The organism is Silanimonas algicola, from assembly GCF_054777375.1.
On the sequence record NZ_BAAHAS010000001.1, the window covers coordinates 477976 to 494440 of the forward strand.

The 16465-nt window shown below is 71.5% G+C and carries 17 protein-coding genes; 8 read left to right on the forward strand and 9 right to left on the reverse strand.

Annotated features, from left to right (window positions below; genetic code table 11):
• The first annotated feature begins 18 nt into the window (after positions 1-18).
• Positions 19-3102: a diguanylate cyclase gene (locus ACYVAK_RS02330; protein WP_461057585.1), complete on the forward strand. Its 3084-nt coding sequence runs from the start codon at positions 19-21 to the stop codon at positions 3100-3102.
• Here ACYVAK_RS02330 and ACYVAK_RS02335 read toward each other — a convergent pair.
• The 5 genes from ACYVAK_RS02335 to ACYVAK_RS02355 all read right to left on the reverse strand — a co-directional run bounded on the left by ACYVAK_RS02335 (position 3099) and on the right by ACYVAK_RS02355 (position 6991).
• Positions 3099-3896 carry an ABC transporter substrate-binding protein gene (locus ACYVAK_RS02335; protein ID WP_461057587.1) on the reverse strand — a complete coding sequence of 266 codons (798 nt, stop codon included), beginning with the start codon at positions 3894-3896 and terminating at the stop codon, positions 3099-3101. The two genes, ACYVAK_RS02330 and ACYVAK_RS02335, sit on opposite strands and share 4 nt — an antisense overlap.
• A gap of 13 nt (positions 3897-3909) precedes the next feature.
• Positions 3910-5391, reverse strand: coding sequence for an MFS transporter (locus ACYVAK_RS02340; RefSeq protein ID WP_461057589.1), 1482 nt, complete (start codon positions 5389-5391; stop codon positions 3910-3912).
• Positions 5392-5475: 84 nt separating this feature from the next.
• Entirely contained in the window at positions 5476-5883 is a 408-nt protein-coding gene (locus tag ACYVAK_RS02345; protein WP_461057591.1) for a GFA family protein, read from the reverse strand.
• Positions 5876-6451, reverse strand: coding sequence for a hypothetical protein (locus ACYVAK_RS02350; protein ID WP_461057593.1), 576 nt, complete (start codon positions 6449-6451; stop codon positions 5876-5878). Before ACYVAK_RS02350 ends, ACYVAK_RS02345 begins: the two co-directional genes overlap by 8 nt.
• 72 nt (positions 6452-6523) lie before the next feature.
• Positions 6524-6991: a copper resistance protein NlpE N-terminal domain-containing protein gene (locus ACYVAK_RS02355; RefSeq protein WP_461057595.1), complete on the reverse strand. Its 468-nt coding sequence runs from the start codon at positions 6989-6991 to the stop codon at positions 6524-6526.
• A gap of 72 nt (positions 6992-7063) precedes the next feature.
• Between ACYVAK_RS02355 and ACYVAK_RS02360 the strand changes: the two genes are divergently transcribed.
• Entirely contained in the window at positions 7064-7249 is a 186-nt protein-coding gene (locus ACYVAK_RS02360; RefSeq protein WP_461057597.1) for a hypothetical protein, read from the forward strand.
• A 103-nt stretch (positions 7250-7352) separates the two neighbouring features.
• On the opposite strand, the gene ACYVAK_RS02365 is transcribed toward ACYVAK_RS02360, so the two are convergent.
• Positions 7353-8162 carry a DUF3313 family protein gene (locus ACYVAK_RS02365; protein ID WP_461057599.1) on the reverse strand — a complete coding sequence of 270 codons (810 nt, stop codon included), beginning with the start codon at positions 8160-8162 and terminating at the stop codon, positions 7353-7355.
• 215 nt (positions 8163-8377) lie between these two features.
• On the opposite strand from ACYVAK_RS02365, the gene lexA reads away from it, so the two are divergent.
• Both lexA and ACYVAK_RS02375 read left to right on the forward strand, forming a co-directional pair.
• A complete protein-coding gene (lexA, locus tag ACYVAK_RS02370) occupies positions 8378-9049 on the forward strand; it encodes a transcriptional repressor LexA (protein ID WP_461057601.1) in 672 nt (223 codons plus the stop codon).
• 71 nt (positions 9050-9120) lie between these two features.
• Positions 9121-9330: a hypothetical protein gene (locus ACYVAK_RS02375; RefSeq protein WP_461057603.1), complete on the forward strand. Its 210-nt coding sequence runs from the start codon at positions 9121-9123 to the stop codon at positions 9328-9330.
• 80 nt (positions 9331-9410) lie between these two features.
• Here the strand turns inward: ACYVAK_RS02375 and ACYVAK_RS02380 are convergent, their stop codons facing one another.
• Positions 9411-10241, reverse strand: coding sequence for a kinase (locus tag ACYVAK_RS02380; RefSeq protein ID WP_461057605.1), 831 nt, complete (start codon positions 10239-10241; stop codon positions 9411-9413).
• Positions 10242-10360: 119 nt separating this feature from the next.
• On the opposite strand from ACYVAK_RS02380, the gene pdxH reads away from it, so the two are divergent.
• The gene (gene pdxH / locus ACYVAK_RS02385) at positions 10361-10945 is read left to right on the forward strand and encodes a pyridoxamine 5'-phosphate oxidase (RefSeq protein WP_461058612.1); all 585 of its coding nucleotides are present in this window, start codon (positions 10361-10363) and stop codon (positions 10943-10945) included.
• A 56-nt stretch (positions 10946-11001) separates the two neighbouring features.
• On the opposite strand, the gene ACYVAK_RS02390 is transcribed toward pdxH, so the two are convergent.
• Together ACYVAK_RS02390 and ACYVAK_RS02395 are read right to left on the reverse strand one after the other, a co-directional pair.
• Entirely contained in the window at positions 11002-12777 is a 1776-nt protein-coding gene (locus tag ACYVAK_RS02390; RefSeq protein ID WP_461057607.1) for an acyl-CoA dehydrogenase, read from the reverse strand.
• 95 nt (positions 12778-12872) lie between these two features.
• Positions 12873-13688, reverse strand: coding sequence for an NAD-dependent epimerase/dehydratase family protein (locus tag ACYVAK_RS02395; protein ID WP_461057609.1), 816 nt, complete (start codon positions 13686-13688; stop codon positions 12873-12875).
• A 55-nt stretch (positions 13689-13743) separates the two neighbouring features.
• On the opposite strand from ACYVAK_RS02395, the gene ACYVAK_RS02400 reads away from it, so the two are divergent.
• The 3 genes from ACYVAK_RS02400 to ACYVAK_RS02410 all read left to right on the forward strand — a co-directional run bounded on the left by ACYVAK_RS02400 (position 13744) and on the right by ACYVAK_RS02410 (position 16437).
• Positions 13744-14283 carry a shikimate kinase gene (locus ACYVAK_RS02400; RefSeq protein WP_397573047.1) on the forward strand — a complete coding sequence of 180 codons (540 nt, stop codon included), beginning with the start codon at positions 13744-13746 and terminating at the stop codon, positions 14281-14283.
• Positions 14283-15356 (forward strand): 3-dehydroquinate synthase, encoded by a 1074-nt coding sequence (gene aroB, locus ACYVAK_RS02405; protein ID WP_461057611.1) that lies wholly within the window; start codon positions 14283-14285, stop codon positions 15354-15356. The genes ACYVAK_RS02400 and aroB overlap by 1 nt, the downstream gene beginning before the upstream one ends.
• Positions 15357-15435: 79 nt before the next feature.
• Entirely contained in the window at positions 15436-16437 is a 1002-nt protein-coding gene (locus ACYVAK_RS02410) for a GGDEF domain-containing protein (RefSeq protein WP_461057613.1), read from the forward strand.
• The last annotated feature ends 28 nt before the right edge of the window (positions 16438-16465 follow it).

The window sequence follows — 16465 nt, forward strand, 5'->3', positions numbered from 1 at the left end:
CCTGCCTGCCGGTCGACCATGCCTCGCCTCGCGGCCCGCCGTCTCGTCGCCCCGCTGCTGCTGGCCGCTTTCACGCTGCCCGCAGGCGCGTCGCCCGTCGCCTCCCGCCCCGCGCTGGACCTGCAGCATTACGGACTCGACGACGGGCTGTCGCAGAACGCGGTGAACGCCTTTGCCCAGGACGGCCAGGGCTTCCTGTGGATGGCCACGCAGGACGGCCTCAATCGTTTCGACGGCCAGGGCTTCGCGGTGCTGCGCGAAAGCATCGACGAGCGTGCGGGCCTGTCCAGCAGCAGCGTCGATGCGCTCGCGATCGACGATCGGCAACGCCTTTGGATCGGCACCAATGACGGCGGCCTCGACCGGCTCGACCTGCGCACCGGCCACCATGAGGCGTTGGGCGAGGCTGCGGCGGCCCATCCCACGGTGCAGGCGATCGCCTTCGACGGCCGCGGCGGCGCATGGCTGGCCACACCGCAGGGCCTCGCGCACCTCCGCGATGGCGACCGTGCTGGCACGCCGGTGCTCAACGGCGCCGGCATCACCGCACTGGTGACGACGGCCGACAGCGGGACACTCGCCCTCTCCGCTGATTGCGGCCTTTGGCGCCTGGGCGCCGATGGCGCGACGGCGATTGCCCTCATTGCGCCGGAGCGGGCGCGCTGCGTGGCGATGGCTCCGCGCGGAGAGGGGCTTGTCATCGCGACGAGCCGCCATGGCCTGCTCGCCCTGGATCGGGACGGGCAGGCGGCGGGGCGCTGGCCCAAGGCCGATTTCGACGGCGCCCGCGACGAACTCGCCAGCGTGCATACGTGGCGCGATGGCTCGACCTGGATCGGGACATCGACCGGCCGCTTGTTCCATCTGCCCGCAGGGCCGGGCGGCCGTCCCGAGCCGCTGGCGCTGCGGACGGCGATCGGCGCCGCGGTCTCGGGCTTCTTCGAGGACCGCGATGGCGGGCGCTGGCTCGCCACCCTCACGAAGGGTGCGTTCCGGATACGTGCGCTTTCGGCCGTGGTCCGCAACGACACGCTGGCCCTGCCTTCGACGCTGCCGAACCGCAGCATCCGCTCGCTGTGGCGCGACGCCTCGCGCACGCTGGTCGGCACGGACGCCGGGCTCTGGCTGCGGCAGGCCGACGGACGCTGGGAGGACGTGGGCGCATTCTCCGGAACCGCGATCCGCCGCATCACGCCCAGCGGGCGCGATGGCTGGTGGATCGGCACGCACCGCGGCCTCTGGCATCTCGATGCCGACGGGACCGCCGAGGAAGCCGACGCGCCCCTGCCCGACCCGCGGGTGCTCGACATCCTCGTGGACGATGGCGGGCTCCTGGTGGCCACGCGAGGCGGACTGGCACGCTTCGAGGGCGATACGCTGCGCCCCCTGCCGGTACCCGAGTCCCTCCGCGGCCTGGTGCTGACCGCGCTTCGACGCGATGTCGACGGCTCGCTATGGGTGGCGAGCAACGAGCGCGGCGCCTTCCGCTGGCGACCGGACGGGCGGGTCGAGCAGTGGCATACCGGCAACGGGCGCCTGCCGCACGACTCGATCTGGTCGCTGCATGGCGATGCGGACGCGCTGTGGTTCGGCAGTTTCTCCGGCGGGCTCGTGCGGGTGGAGAGGTCGACCGGCGCGGTCCGTCGCTACACGGACCGCGAGGGCCTGTCGAACAACGTCGTCTACCGCATCGAACCCGACGCCGCCGGCCGCCTCTGGCTCAGCACCAATGCCGGGCTCAGCGTGCTCGATCCGGGCACCGGCATCACGCAGCGCGTCGACCGTGGCGATGGTCTTTCGAACCGCGAGTACAACAGCGGCGCGAGCACCACGGATGCCCTCGGCTGGCTTTACTTCGGCGGCACCGAGGGCGTGGACGTGGTCGATCCCGCGGCGTTCCGGCCTTCGATGCGCTCGGTGAACCCGGCTTTCGCCCGCTTCCGCCGTCTGGGCCACGCCGTGGGCTCGGACCCGGCCCCGGGCTTCGACCTGTTCCTCGACGACGCCATCCACCTCGGCCACCGCGACCGGGTGGTGGCGATCGACCTCGTGGCCCTCGACTTCGACGCCCCCGGGACGGCGCAGGTGCGCTACCGCATGGCCGGGGTACTGCCGGACTGGGTGACGCCCGGACGTGCGACGGCCGAGGTGCTCTTGGCCCAGGTGCCTCCCGGAACGCACGTGCTCGAAGTCGAGGCCGCCGGACGGGACGGACGCTTCGGCCCCGCGAGGGCGCTGCGGATCGAGATCTCGCCCCCACCGTGGCTCAGTCCCGCCGCGCGCGCCGCGTACGTGGTCATGGCGCTGATGGCGGCATTCGTCTCGGCCTTCGCCCTGCGGGCACGTTCGCGTCGCAAGGCGAACCAGATCGCCACGCTGAACCGGCTGGTGGAGGAGCGGACGGCGGAGATCGCCCGCGCCAACGAACGTTTGCAGGCCATGAATGGGCAGCTGCAGCAGCTCAACCGCGTCGCCCCCCTGACCCGCGTCGCCAACCGCCGGGAGTTCATGCATTGGATGGAGCGCGAAGGCAGTCGGATGCTCGCCGCACAGGCCTCGGGCGACACCCGCGGGGCGCTCGTGTTCTTCATGGTCGACATCGACGACTTCAAGCGCATCAACGACCAGCACGGCCACCACGCCGGGGATGCGGTGCTGGTCGAATTCGCGTCGCGGCTGGATGCGCTGCGCGGGCCCGCCGACCTTCTCGTGCGCTGGGGTGGCGAGGAATTCCTCTACGCCCTGCACCTCGACGACCTCGAAACGGCGTCTACCAAGGCCGGACAGCTCTGCGACGCGGCGCGCGGCAAGCCCTTCGCACTCCCCAGCGGGCAGTCGCTGCGGGTGACCTGCTCGGTCGGTTTCGCCCCTTGGCCTTGGGCGCGGACGTGGCCGACCCTCGGCGACAGCGAGCAGAGCATCGGCCTGGCTGACCGCGCCCTGTACCGGGTCAAGGCAGGCGGCAGGAACGGCTGGGCCGGGCTGGTGCCCGGACCGGACGCCGATCGCGCCTCGGTTGGGCGCATCCTCGCCGGTGAAACCGAGCACTGGCCGGAAACCGTGCTCCGAACGCTGCGCTCCGTACCCGCCGTGGCACCCTAGGTCCGCGAGCCGACCCAGCGCGCGATGTGGGCGTGCATCGCCGCGAGGCCGTCCGTGAGTGCCGCAGGGCCGGGCTGCAGGATGATCGGCGACTTGATCTCGAAAAGCTGGCCGTCGCGCACGGCGGAGACGCCGTCCCACCCGGGGCGCGCGGCCACGGCGCCGGGCTGGAACTTCTTGCCGCACCAGGAGCCGAACACGACCTGCGGGTCGCGGGCGAGGATGGCCTCGTCGTTGGCGAGGATGCGGTGCTTTGCCAGCGATTCCGCGGCGAGCTCGGGGAAAAGATCGTCGCCGCCGGAGATCCGCACGAGCTCGGCCACCCACTGGATGCCGCTGATGCGCGGCTCGTCCCATTCCTCGAAGTAGACGCGCGGACGCACCGGAAAGTGCGCCGCCCGCGCCGCGACCGCGTCGACGCCGCGCTCGAGCGCATCGGCGTAGGCCTCGGCCTTGGCCGCCGCGCCCACCATGGCGCCGAGGCGGCGCACGTAGTCGAGGATGCCGGCGACCGAGCGGTGGTTGCTGATCCACACCTCCACCCCGCGGCGCACGAGCTCGGCGGCGATGTCGGCCTGGATGTCGGAGAAGCCGATGGCGAGGTCGGGCTTCAGCGCGAGGATCTGGTCGACCTTCGCGCTGGTGAAGGCACTGACCTTGGGCTTCTCCTTGCGCGCCCGCGGCGGGCGCACGGTGAAGCCGCTGATGCCGACGATGCGGTCCTGCTCGCCGAGGGCGTACAGCACCTCGGTGGGCTCCTCGACCAGGCAGACGATGCGACGGGGGCCACGCATGCGGGTCGACGCCTCAGTGGCCACCGGAGATGGTTGCCGCGGCGCCGGCGCCCGCCGGGGCCCCGGCCAGCGGCACGCGCTTCACCGCCATCCAGGCGATCGCCGACAAAGCCGCCGTCGCCGCACCGACCAGGAAGACGCTGCCCTTGTCGGGCAGGTGTTCGATGAGCATGCCGACACCGAGGCTGACGGCCAGCTGCGGCAGCACCACGCTGAGGTTGAACACGCCCATGTACAGGCCGATCCGGGCCGGCGCGACGCACTGCGAGAAGATCGCGAACGGCAGGCTGACGATGGCGCCCCAGCCGAGGCCCATCACCGCCATGCCCACGTACACCATCGCCGCCGAAGTGCCCGCGATGTAGACGAAACCGAAGCCCAACGCCATCAACGCCAGGCTGGCGGCATGCACGTGCACCTCGCCGAAGCGCCGCGCCAGCGGGTTCAGCAGCAGCGCGGGTACCAGCGCACCGACGGCATTGAGGACGAGGAACGACGTCGACATCAGGCGACCGGTACCGTCGTCGTCGAGGCCGGGGAAGCGCTGCTGCACGAAGGCGATCATGTAGACGAACATCGTCTGCACGCCGATCCACGACAGCGCATGCGCGGCCAGCACCTTGCGGAAGGCCGGCAGGTCTTCGCGCGCGGTGTTCGGCGCCGGCTGTTTCTCCATCAGCGCGTGCACGAGGAAACCGATCGCGAGCGCGGCGAACCCCGCCTCGATCCACATCGGATGGTTCGCGTTGCCGGTGAGCTTCAAGCCCATGGCCACGACCGCGTAGATCGCGAACGGCCACAGCGGCCGCATCAGCAGCAGAACGGCGCCGAAGCCGAGCTTTGGCGCACGTGCCTCCGCGGCCGCCGCTTCCGCGCCGGCGAGCGCGCGCGGCTCGGTGATCAGCATGGGGGGCACCAGCGAGAACAGCAGCACCAGCACGGCGCCGAAGTAGATCAGGGCGACGTTGCCGAAGATCGCGCCGACGGCATAGGCAAGCACGCCGAAAGTGCCGGAAACGGTCTGCATCCAGGTGTACGCCGCGGTGCGCTGCGGGCCCTCCGGCGTGACGTCGGCGATCAGCGAGCGCGTCGGGTTGAAGCTGACGTTGATCGACAGGTCGAGGGCCAAGGCGACGGTGATCGCCACGCCGAGGATCGCATCGAGGCCCAGGGTTTCGTCGATCAGGCCGATCGACGGCAACGCCATCAGCGAAAGGGCGGTGAGAAGGCCGCCGACGAGGATGAAGGGTCGGCGCCGCCCGCCCCAGAACCACACCTTGTCGCTGACGATGCCGATGAGCACTTGCCCGAGGATGCCGGCCAATGGGCCAGCGGCCCAGACGATGCCGATCTCGTGGATGTCGAGCTGGTACTTGGTGCGCAGCAGCCAGCTGAGCGCGGAAATCTGCACGGCCAGCGCGAAACCCATGGCCGTGGACGGCAGGCCGAGCAGCATGAGGAACGGCAGCGACAGCCGTTGTTGCATCTGCAGCATTGGAGCGATCCCTCCCGGAGCGTCGGCGGAGCCTACCGGTCGGGGGCGTGCAGCGACAGGGGCCGGCGCGACCCGACCCCCAACTCAGCGCGACAGATGGGCCAACGCGTCGGCATTGGCCTCCCAGTTGCGGCCGTCGAAGGGCTCCACCGTGATCGACGCGATCGTTCCTTCGTCGAGGCAGCGCACGTTGACGTCGATGCCGTCAGGGTTGCTGCGCGGCACGTAGAAGCTCTTGATGCCGCAAACCCCGCAGAAACGGTGCCGCGCCACGCCGCTGTTCCACAGGTAGTCGACGAGCCGGGCCTCGCCCGACAGCAGGCGGAAGCGCGCCGCCGGGACGATCAGGTGCAGGAACCCGGCCTTGCTGCAGATCGAGCAGTTGCAGTCCTGCACCACGAGGTCGGCAGGCGCGTCCACTTCGAAGCGCACGGCGCCGCAGTGGCAGCCGCCGCGGTGCGTGACGTGCACCGTGTCCGCGAGCTCAGCCACCACGGCCGTTACCGCGCCCGTTGCCGTTCCCATGATCTTTGCCGCCTTGCCCGTTGCCACGCCCCTCGTTGCCGCGCGAGGGCCGTGCACCCGCATCGCCGCCGCGCGAAGGCGGGCCGCCGGCGCGGCCCTTCATGCGGCCGTTGCCCTGACCGACGCCGCCCTTCAAAGCATGGAAGGCCTCCGAGCCCGGACGGATGCCGAGTTCCTGCGCCAGCGCACCCCAGCCGCGGCCTCGGCCGCGCATTTCACGTTCGTAAGCGTCCGCGACAAAGGCGCAGGGGCGGCCCAACTGGCGCGCGATCAGGCAGGCGTAATAGACATCGCCGGGCGCCCAGCCGCGATCGACCACCATCCCCTGCACGTAGTCGCGCGGCGCGCCCGTGCTGACCACCACCTCGTCGACGTAGCCGTCGAGATTGCCGCGCGCGAAGACGTTGACGTCGCCGAGCTGGGCGTCGATCCACGCGTCGCCGCTGCGCGGATTGAAACCGAACGCGTAGTCGTCGGCGAGGGCCGGCGTGGCGGCGAGCACGAGAGACATCGCCAGCAGCAGGGCTCGGGGCATGCGTGACATCGGCGACTCCTCGAAGCGCGGTAAAGAAACGATGACGATGGCGGAAACGGGAGAAGGCGAGCTTCAGAGCCGCTGCAGGCGGGCGCCGTCGGGGTCGAGGACCCGGCCTTCGGCGTCCACCGCCTGCAGCGAACCATCAGCGTGGCGGAACCAGCGTTGACCGGACTCGAGGAGCATCAGGCAGCTGCCGGCGATCCCGCCGACGCGGCAGGTGTCCTCGCGCCATTCGCCGGCGATCTCGAAACCCACCGCGTCAGCAGCGCCGAGGTAGGTCTCGACGAGACGGTAGCGCCCGGCGGCACCCGACTCGCGCTGCAGTTCGAGTGCCATCTCGATGCCCTCGCAGTCGGCGCAGGGCAACACCCCAGACCAAACCCCTTCGAAGTCCTCCGGCAGGGCGGCGAGGGCGCCTTCGGCAGGCGCGTCCGCCCCGGCCTCGGAAGGCGCGCCACCGGGGGTGCAGCCTGCGAGGGCCGCGGCCAGCGCCACGGCGACGAAGAAAGAACGAACGCGGCGCAGGAAGGTGTCCATGACCCGATGGTAGCGGCCAACCCCGCTTCGCGGCGTCATCCGTTGGACGCTGGCCCCCGCCAGGAGCCCGTCATGCGAACCGACCCCACCGCAGCCTTCGCCCCCTTGCCCGCCGGCTTCCGCCTGCCGCGCAGCGTCGCCATCGCCCAGACCGGTGCTCCGCAGCACCACGATGGCTCGACCGATGCCGGCGCCACCCCATGGGCGACCCGCCTTCGGCGCTGTCGCGATGTCTTGAGGGCGAGGTGGAACTGCTGATCCTCGTCGGCGCGGACGGACGCCCCGAAACGGTGACGATCACGCGCAGCAGCGGCCACGGGGTGCTGGACCGTGCCGGCCTATGCCCGCGTCCCCGTGCGCTTCACCCTGCCTTGACGGGATCGGCGTCGTTCGCGTCGGGCGCACCGGCATCGATCGATTCCGGCGACAGGGGGAGGAGGATCGATGCGCCTCGACCGGCCACGCTGGCGCGCCCGAAACGCGCGACACACTGCGCCTCCCCGGCCTCGCGTTCGTCGGCCTCCAGCGGCGCGCGGGTGTCACCCTGGTCGCCGGACGGGTCGTTCAGCGCCCTGGCGAGGTCGTCGGCGAAATCACCGGCGAGCTGGTAGGCATCACCGATACGCGAAACCTTCGCGTCCTCGGTGATCGCGCCGGCGCCCTCGGCCCAACGCAGGACGACGACCTCCTCGCGGTCCGCGCGCACCGCGCCGTCGGCGGCGAACCCGCCAAGACCGGCGGGAAGGCGGAACGGACCGGGAACGAACACGCCGATCAGGGCCGAGGCGCCGGCAGCGCCGGACGAGGTCGGCGCGATGGCGGTGACGACGATCTCGATCTCAAGGTCGGGAGACGCCGGCTCGATGCGATAGCGACGGGCCAGCTGGACGCAGGTGTCGCGGGCCGCTCGGTTCGCCACCAGCGCGGCCTGTTCCGGCGTGATGCCTTCGCCGGCCGCCCCCTCGGCGATGCGCACGCGGGGAAGGCCGACGCTGCGGGCCGCGAGCACCGCATCGGCATCGACGAAGCGTTCGGCCTTGGCATACGTCTCGTCCTTGACCAGGGCCATCGGCCGATCGGTCCGTATGCCCTCGACAGTGGGCTTCGGCGCGGACGCGCAGGCCGTCAGGACGAGGGCGGCGAACAAGGGGGCGAACGAACGGAACAGCATGGCGGAAGATCCGGAGGGCCGAGCGGCAAGCGTGCCGATCGAAGGATGCAGGACGCGTGCGGATCCGGTGGCCACCCGGTGAAGGTCGTGTCGCAACCCGTGAGAGTGCCCCGTGCGCCAATGCCCGTGCTCCCGGCCGGCACGGCCGAGGGCACGGCAACCGCCTTCACACCGCGCCGCTTGCATTCCGACGAAGAACCACACAAATTTGTGGCATGACGCTCACCGACCGCCAGCAAGCCATCCTCGACTTCCTCCGCGACCATCTCGCGGCGGAGGGCCGTCCGCCGACGCTTGCCGAGATCGCGCAGGCCTTCGGCTTCCGGCAGGCGCGCAGCGCGCAGGACCACCTGCAGGCACTGGCCGCCAAGGGAGTGATCGAGCTGGTGCCGGGCGCCCGCGGCATCCGCTTGCTCGACGACGACGGCGGGCCGCTTCCCGCCCCCGCGGGAGCGGCGGCGGGACTGGCGGGCTTCGGCGGTGGGGCGGCCGCGAATGCGCCGCACCTCCTCGCCCTGCCCCTGCTGGGACGGGTGGCCGCGGGCCGACCCATCGACCCGCAGGCCGATTACGAAGGCCAGATGCTGCTGGACCGCGCGCTGTTCTTCCCGCAGCCCGATTACCTGCTGCGGGTGAAAGGCGACTCGATGGTCGACGACGGCATCTTCGACGGTGACCTGATCGCCGTGCGGCGCACGCCGGATGCCGACAACAACCAGATCGTCGTGGCGCGCATCGATGGCGAGGTCACGGTGAAACGCCTCAAGCGCGGCAAGGGCCGAGTGCTGCTGATGCCGCGCAACCCGAACTACGCCCCGATCGAGGTGCCGGAGCAGGCCGACTTCGCCATCGAGGGCCTGTATTGCGGGCTCGTGCGCCGCGGCTGAGTCGCGCCAGCCGGGCCCCAGCGCCGCCTTCGCCCCACCCGCCCCGCACACCACGCCACCGGAGTCCCATCATGCACCTCATCCGCACGCCCGACCTCGCCACCCTGCTGTTCGCGCTCTCGCTCTGCGCGGTCTTCGGCGGCCTTTTCGCCTGGGTGCTGAGCGTCCCGTTCTGGCTCGGGTTCGCCATGGTGGGCGCCGGCCTGTTCACGATCGGCCTGCAGCGGCAGCCGCCGCGCCCGGCATCGCGACGCCGCTGGCAGGCCCACGTCCCGCACTGAGGCGATCCCAACCAACCGCGGATCATCCCGGCCCGCAGCGGCACCCCGGCGGCCTCGTCCCCGACGGGGTGCCCTGCGGATCAGGAGGCCGAGTCGGACGTGGCGACAAGCACGTTCCGTTGGGCATCCAACGGCACGGTCCAGTCCGCGATGTCGGGCAGCGTCTCCCAAGCGTGGCGTGACACCCGTTCGAAGAACAGGACGAAGCGCTCCACCTCGACCCGGGTCATCGTGCGACGCCCCGGATTCGCTTCCGCCAAGGTGAGCTCCTGCTGCCACCGCCAGAGCGGGACCTGCTCGAACCCCGGGCCGCGCAAGAACAGCAGCGCCCCGAGCTCCGCCCACAGGGGCGCGTAGCCGGCGAGCGCCGCATTGCACCAGCGCCGCCAAACGCCCTCGCGGTCCTCGTCGCGCTCCAGCGCATTGATCGGCACGACCAGCTCGCCTCCGGCTTGCGGCGGCACCTTGTGGAACCAGCCCTCGAACAGCACCAGGTCGGGCACGCCGTCCAGCCGCTTCCACTCGCCCTCCGGCAGGCGCCGGTCACTGATCTTGTCGAAAGCCGGCAGCCGTGAGCGGCCTGCGCGCAGCGCGCCAAGAGTCACGAGGCCGAGCTCCACATCGTGCGAACCCGGGGGGCCACGCGTGGCCATCAGCGGATGCACCTCGCGCCCGAACCGCTGCCGTTGCGGCTGGTCGAGGTAGAGATCGTCGATCGACAGCACGACGGCGTGCAGGCCGCGCGCTTCGGCCAGGGCCGCGACCTGCGCCGACAGCGTCGACTTGCCGGTTCCCTGCAGTCCGGTGATGCCGAAGACACGGCAGGGGCCCGGCAGCGCCAAGGCGCGGTCGAGGACCTTCGCGACGAAGGCCGGGGGGTAACCGGTTCCGACGGGTTTCAGCGCGGCCATGCGGCGGGATTGAGCGAGGTCATGCGCACATCGCGCGGGGGCGGCGAGAATAGCGCGGTCCGCCAACGCACCGAGTGCCCGCCGTGAGCCACGCTCCCAACGACACCCCCGTCGACCCGCTGCTCGCCGAAGCGATTGCGACCTTCCGCGAGCTGCTCGCGGAGGCCGCCGCCGCCGGCGATCCCGAACCCACGGCGATGACCGTGGCCACCGCCGACGCCCGCGGCCGCCCGTCCGCGCGCACCGTGCTGCTGAAGCACGCCGACGACCGCGGTTTCGTCTTCTACACCAACTTCGATTCGCGCAAGGGCCGCCAACTCGCGGCCAACCCGCAAGCCGCCCTGCTGTTCCTGTGGAAGACCCTGCGCGAGCAGGTGCAGGCCAAGATCGAAGGTACGGTCGAGCCGGTCTCGGCCGCCGAGGCCGACGCCTACTTCGCGAGCCGCCCGCGCGAGAGCCAGATCGGTGCGTGGGCTTCGCTGCAGTCGCAGACGCTGGATTCGCGCGAGACGTTCGAGGCCCGCATCGCTGAATTCACCGCGAAGTTCGACGGTGGCCCGGTGCCGCGGCCGCCGCACTGGTCGGGCTTCCGCGTGGTGCCGGAGATGATCGAGCTGTGGTACGGCGCGAAGTACCGGCTGCACGAACGCCAGCGCTACGCCCGGGTGGACGGTCGCTGGACCAAGCGGATGCTCTATCCCTGATGTCCCGGGGACGGGCGGCGCCCGGGAGGCGCCGCGCATCGTGACCGGCGTCGTCGCTACAGCACCGCCGGGTCGAGGTCGCGGCACAGCGGATCGACGCTGGCGAAACGCGCCAGCACCGCGTCCTTGGTGGGCAGCTCCCAGTCAATGAAGTAGCGCGCCGCAGCGACTTTGCCTCCGAGCATGGCGCGGCGCAGGTCGCCGGCGGCGAGCGCGCGGTTCGCGGCGAGCGCCTGGTCCAGCCACAGCCACGCCACGACCGCATGGCCCATCGCGTCGAGCAACAGATAGGCGTTCGCGAGCGCGAGTTCGAGGTCGGTCGCGGCGACCTTGCCGGCCTTCATCACTGCCGGGCCGAGGGCCGCCCAACGCGCCGCCAGCGCCTCGGCCAAGGGCGCGAGCGCAGCGTCAGCACGCGCGGCGGCGAGCGTCGCCTCCACGCGCTTCGACAGCAGGCCGAAGGCCTTGCCGCCGTCTCCGAGCAGCTTGCGGCCGAGCAGGTCCATGGCCTGGATGCCGTTGGTGCCTTCGTGGATGGCGTTGATGCGGTTCTCGCGCCAGAGGCGCTCGACCGGGAAATCGCGGGTGTAACCGGCGCCACCGTGCACCTGGATGGCCAGCGAGTTCGCCTCCTGTCCGTAATCGGATGGCCAGGCCTTGACGATGGGCGTCAGCAGGTCGACCAGAGCCTGCGCGGTCGCGTCGCCGCCGTGCTTGGCCTCGTCGACCAGGCGACTGGCATAGAAGCACAGCGCGAGGCCGCCCTCGGCGAAACTCTTGGCCTTCAGCAGCATGCGGCGCACGTCGGCGTGCTCGATGATCGGCACCATCGGCGTGGTGGCGTCGCGCTCGCCGGGCCTGCGGCCCTGCCGACGCTCCTTCGCATAAGCGAGTGCCGCGCGGTAGCCGCCGTAGCCGGTCATGGCCGCGCCGATACCGACGCCGATGCGCGCCTCGTTCATCATCACGAACATGCCGCGCAGGCCGTCGTGCGGCGCGCCGACGAGCTCGCCGATCGCCGGTTCCTCCTCGCCGAAGCCGAGCAGGCAGTTCACCTGCCCGTGCGTGCCGAGCTTGTGGTTGAGCCCGATCAGGCGCACGCCGTTGCGCGCACCGGCCTTCCCTTCGGCATCGACATGGCGGCGCGGCACGATGAACAGGGAGATCCCCTTGGTGCCCGCCGGGCCGCCGGGGATCTTGGCCAGCACGAGGTGGACGATGTTCTCGGCGATCTCGTGGTCGCCGCTGCTGATCCACATCTTGTTGCCGCGGATGGCGTAGCGGCCGTCGGGCAACGGCTCGGCGACGCAGCGCAGGTCGGCCAGCGAGGAACCCGCCTGAGGCTCCGACAGGCACATCGTGCCGAACCAGCGGCCCTCGTTCATGGCCGGCAGGAAGCGGCGCTTCTGGTCCTCGCTGCCGACTTCGCGGATCAGGTTGGCGGCCGCCTGCGTCAGGAAGGCGTAGCCATTGGTGGCGACATTGGCGCAGCTGAAGAGGCCGCCGAGCGCCGCGACGAAGGTGTACGGCAGGCCGAGCCCGCCCTCCTCGGCCGGGGCCTCCATGCCGAAGAAGCCGGCCTCGCGATAGGCCGCGAGCGCTTCGGCGATGGCGGGCATCAGTTCGACCTTGCCGTCCACGAGCTTCGGCGGGTTCTGGTCGGACGCCGCCGCATGCGGCAGGAAATGCGACGCGGCGAGGTCGAGCGCGGCATCGAGCATCGCCACGCCGGTGTCACGGTCGACGTGGGCGAAGGCCGGCATCGCGGCCAAAGAGTCGGCCTGCAGCCAGTCATAGAGCCAGAAGTGCAGGTCGTCGCGGGGTGGGAGCATGGGATGGGGGAACCGGTCGAGAGGAAAGAGAAAAGAGGAGCGAGGGACGAAGAGCGGGGCCGAGGCGCCACGCCGGGGAGCCGGAGCATCGCCGATCAGGCGGGCGGCGTGGCGTAGCCCTCGCGCCAACTGGGGAAACGCGGCTTCCAGCCAATGCCGCGAAGCCGCGCATTGGACACGCGCTTCCCGGTGACCGGACCCGATGCCGCGCCAAGCGCAGGCAAGCCGAGACGCGCGCGAAGACCGTCGACGACCTCGTGCTCGAACGCGGGCACATCGTCATTGCCGCAGTAGACGCGGGCGATGCGCAGCGGTTGAAGCAGATGCAGCAGCGCGCCGGCGACGTCCTCGACATGGATGCGGTTGGTCCAGCGCGGCTCGCCGGGTTCGTCGCGGCGCGCGCGGTGCCACATCCGCTCGCGGCCCGGGCCATAGAGGCCCGAGGCGCGGAAGGCCGCGGCGTCGGGATGGGCATCGAGTTCGCGCTCGGCCTCGAGCAGCACGCGGCCGTTGAAGGCGTTGGCATCGGCAGGCGTGTCTTCGTCCACGGTGGCACCAGCGTCTTCGGCGTACACGGCCGTGCTGGAAACGAACAGCACGCGGCCGATCTCGGCGCGATCCAGCAGGCGTCGCAGGCCGTCGCGGTACAGCGCGCGGTACGCGGCCTCGGTGCGCTCGTCGGGCGCGGCGCAGAACACCAGGGCGTCGAGCCGCTTTGGGATCGTCGCGAAACCCTCGCCGCTGCGCAGGTCGGCGCGGAGGGCGCGGATGCCGGGCCCCATCGCCACCTCGCGACGGCGCAGCGCCAGCGCGTCGAACCCGTTCGCAGCCGCCAGGGCGGCGAGACGCGAGCCGGTGTCGCCGGCGCCGGCGATCAGCAGGCTGCGGCGGGTGTCGTGCAAGGCGGGCATGCGGGCGCGGTCGCTCGGCGATGAATTGGCGGGAAGCCGATGCTACCGTTCGCGCATGAATCCCGCGGTGAACCTCGTGCTCGTCGGCCCCATGGGCGCCGGCAAGACCTCCATCGGCAAGCGCCTCGCCGAGCGCTTCGGCCTTGCTTTCGTCGACCTCGACCACGCCATCGAAGCGGCCACCGGCGTGCGCGTGGCCGACATCTTCGAACGCGAAGGCGAGGCGGGCTTCCGCGATCGCGAGGCGCGTCAGCTCGCGATCGAACTCGACGGCGAAGACAAGCTGCTCGCCACCGGCGGCGGCGCCGTGCTGCGCGAGGAGAGCCGTCGCCTGATGCGCGAACGCGGCTACGTGCTGCACCTCGCGGTGTCGGTCGAGGAGCAGCTCCGGCGCCTCGCCAACGACCGCGTTCGCCCGCTGCTGCAGCGCCCCGACCGCGAGGCGGTGCTGCGGACGATGGCCGCCACGCGCGCGCCGCTGTACGACGAAGTGGCCGACCTGCGCTTCGACTCGAGCGGCCTCACCCCCGCACAGGCCTGCGAAAAACTCATCCCGCAGCTCCGCGACCGCTGGCTGCGGGCGAGGGCCGCCTGATGCGCACCGTCGACGTCGAACTGGGCGCGCGCCGCTACCCGATCCACATCGGCCCCGGGCTGCTGCAGGACGCGCCGCGCCTCGCCGCGCTTGCGCCCGGCCGCCACGTGCTGGTCGTCAGCGATGCGAACGTCGCGCCGCACTACCTCGCCCGCGTCGAGGCCGCGTTCGCCGGCAAGCGCGTCGCCCACCACGTGCTGCCGCCCGGCGAGCAGGAAAAAACGCTGGCGCGCTTCGGCGAGCTGATGACGGCCCTGGCCACCCTCGGCGCCAGCCGCGACGCCACGCTCGTGGCCCTCGGCGGCGGCGTCATCGGCGACATGACCGGCTTCGCCGCCGCCTGCTGGATGCGCGGCGTGCGCTTCGTGCAGCTGCCGACCACCCTGCTGGCGATGGTCGATTCGTCGGTCGGCGGCAAGACCGCCGTCGACCTGCCGGAAGGCAAGAACCTCGTCGGCGCGTTCCACCAGCCGTCGGCAGTGGTGGCCGACACCGACACCCTCGCGACGCTGCCGGACCGCGAGCTGCGCGCCGGCCTGGCCGAAGTGATCAAGTACGGCGCGCTCGGCGACGCGGCGTTCTTCGACTGGGTGGCGGCCAACGCAGCCGCCCTGCTCTCGCGCGATGCCGAGGCGCTGGCCCACGCCATCGCCACCAGCTGCGCGCACAAGGCCGGCATCGTCGCCCGCGACGAGACCGAGACTGGCGAGCGCATGCTGCTGAACCTCGGCCACACCTTCGGCCACGCCATCGAGGCCGAGCAGGGCTTCGGCGGCCTCGTTCACGGCGAAGCCGTGGCCGTGGGCATGGTGCTGGCCGCGCGACTGAGCGCTGAACTCGGTCTCGCGCCCGCCACGGACACGGAGCGGCTGGTCGCCGCACTCGACGCCCTCGGCCTGCCCACCGCGTTGCCCGCCGGCCTCGATCCCGATGCGCTGCTCGCGCGCATGCGGCTCGACAAGAAGAACCTGAGCGGCACGCTGCGGCTGATCCTGTGGCGCGGCATCGGCCAGGCCTTCGTCGCCACCGGCATCGACGAGGCCGAGGTTCGCCGCGTGCTGGCGGCCTCGTAGACAGCGTCCTCACGATCGGGCTGGCGCCTTGCGCACCGGCCACGGCACCATCTGCACCAGACCCCCGAGCGTGCTCGACATGAACGACCTGCTGGCCCGCGTGGCCGACACCCTCGCACGGTCGAACGGGCTCGAGTCCCTCACCCGCCCCCTGCTCGAACTGCTCGAACAGGTCAGCGGGCTGGAGTCCACGTATCTGACGACCATCGACGACGCCGCGGGCTCGCAGCACTTGCGTTTCGCCCGGAACGCCGGCGATCTGACGATCCCCGAGGGCATCGAGGTGCCTTGGAGCGATGCACTGTGCCAGCGCGCGATCGCGCAGAACATCGCGTACACGGACGACGTGCCGGGCCTCTGGGGCGACTCGGCGGCGGCCCGCGAGCTCGGCATCACCACGTACACGACGACGCCCGTGCGCGGCCAAGACGGCCAGCTCCTGGGCACGCTGTGCGCGGCGAGCCGCGAGAAGCGACCGTTGGCGCCCGGCACGCGGGACGTGCTGGACATGTTCAGCCGCGTGATCGCCCAGCAGATGGAGCTGGAGGCCCTGCTTCGCCGGCTGCACGCCGCCAACGAGGAACTCACGACCCAGGCGTCCACGGACGCCCTGACCGGCCTGCACAACCGGCGCGCGATCCGCGACGCCCTCGCGGAACGCCTGCGCCGGGCCGACGTCACGGGGCGCCAGATCCACGTGGGCTTCGTGGACCTCGATGGCTTCAAGGCGATCAACGACACGCATGGCCATGACGCGGGCGACCAGTTCCTCGCCGCCATCGCCACGCGACTGCTCGCGTCGATGCGCCCGGGGGACATCGTCGGTCGCTACGGCGGCGACGAGTTCGTGGTGGTGTTCGATGCGCCGGCCGACGGCGGCAGCACGGCGCAGCATCTGCGCGAACGCCTCGAAGCCAGCACCCGCGGCCGTTTCGAGCTGGGCGGCGCCGGGATCGACTACGCCGGCGCCAGCGTCGGCGTGATCAGCAGCGTCGCCGGCGACACGGACATCGACGGGCTGGTCGCCCGCGCCGATGCCGCGATGTACGCCCGGAAGCAGGCGCGGCGGGAGACGCGCTGAACCCGGGCCCCGGGCCTACACTGCGGCC

Coding starts and splice junctions, on each gene's coding strand:
- ACYVAK_RS02390 (WP_461057607.1), bottom strand. CDS start 12,777: ATGCTCCCACCCCGCGACGACCTGCACTTCTGGCTCTATGACTGGCTG.
- ACYVAK_RS02355 (WP_461057595.1), bottom strand. CDS start 6,991: ATGGACACCTTCCTGCGCCGCGTTCGTTCTTTCTTCGTCGCCGTGGCG.
- ACYVAK_RS02335 (WP_461057587.1), bottom strand. CDS start 3,896: ATGCGTGGCCCCCGTCGCATCGTCTGCCTGGTCGAGGAGCCCACCGAG.
- lexA (WP_461057601.1), top strand. CDS start 8,378: ATGACGCTCACCGACCGCCAGCAAGCCATCCTCGACTTCCTCCGCGAC.
- ACYVAK_RS02400 (WP_397573047.1), top strand. CDS start 13,744: ATGAATCCCGCGGTGAACCTCGTGCTCGTCGGCCCCATGGGCGCCGGC.
- ACYVAK_RS02360 (WP_461057597.1), top strand. CDS start 7,064: ATGCGAACCGACCCCACCGCAGCCTTCGCCCCCTTGCCCGCCGGCTTC.
- ACYVAK_RS02395 (WP_461057609.1), bottom strand. CDS start 13,688: ATGCCCGCCTTGCACGACACCCGCCGCAGCCTGCTGATCGCCGGCGCC.
- ACYVAK_RS02375 (WP_461057603.1), top strand. CDS start 9,121: ATGCACCTCATCCGCACGCCCGACCTCGCCACCCTGCTGTTCGCGCTC.
- ACYVAK_RS02340 (WP_461057589.1), bottom strand. CDS start 5,391: ATGCTGCAGATGCAACAACGGCTGTCGCTGCCGTTCCTCATGCTGCTC.
- ACYVAK_RS02410 (WP_461057613.1), top strand. CDS start 15,436: ATGAACGACCTGCTGGCCCGCGTGGCCGACACCCTCGCACGGTCGAAC.
- ACYVAK_RS02350 (WP_461057593.1), bottom strand. CDS start 6,451: ATGCCCCGAGCCCTGCTGCTGGCGATGTCTCTCGTGCTCGCCGCCACG.
- ACYVAK_RS02365 (WP_461057599.1), bottom strand. CDS start 8,162: ATGCTGTTCCGTTCGTTCGCCCCCTTGTTCGCCGCCCTCGTCCTGACG.
- aroB (WP_461057611.1), top strand. CDS start 14,283: ATGCGCACCGTCGACGTCGAACTGGGCGCGCGCCGCTACCCGATCCAC.
- ACYVAK_RS02330 (WP_461057585.1), top strand. CDS start 19: ATGCCTCGCCTCGCGGCCCGCCGTCTCGTCGCCCCGCTGCTGCTGGCC.
- ACYVAK_RS02380 (WP_461057605.1), bottom strand. CDS start 10,241: ATGGCCGCGCTGAAACCCGTCGGAACCGGTTACCCCCCGGCCTTCGTC.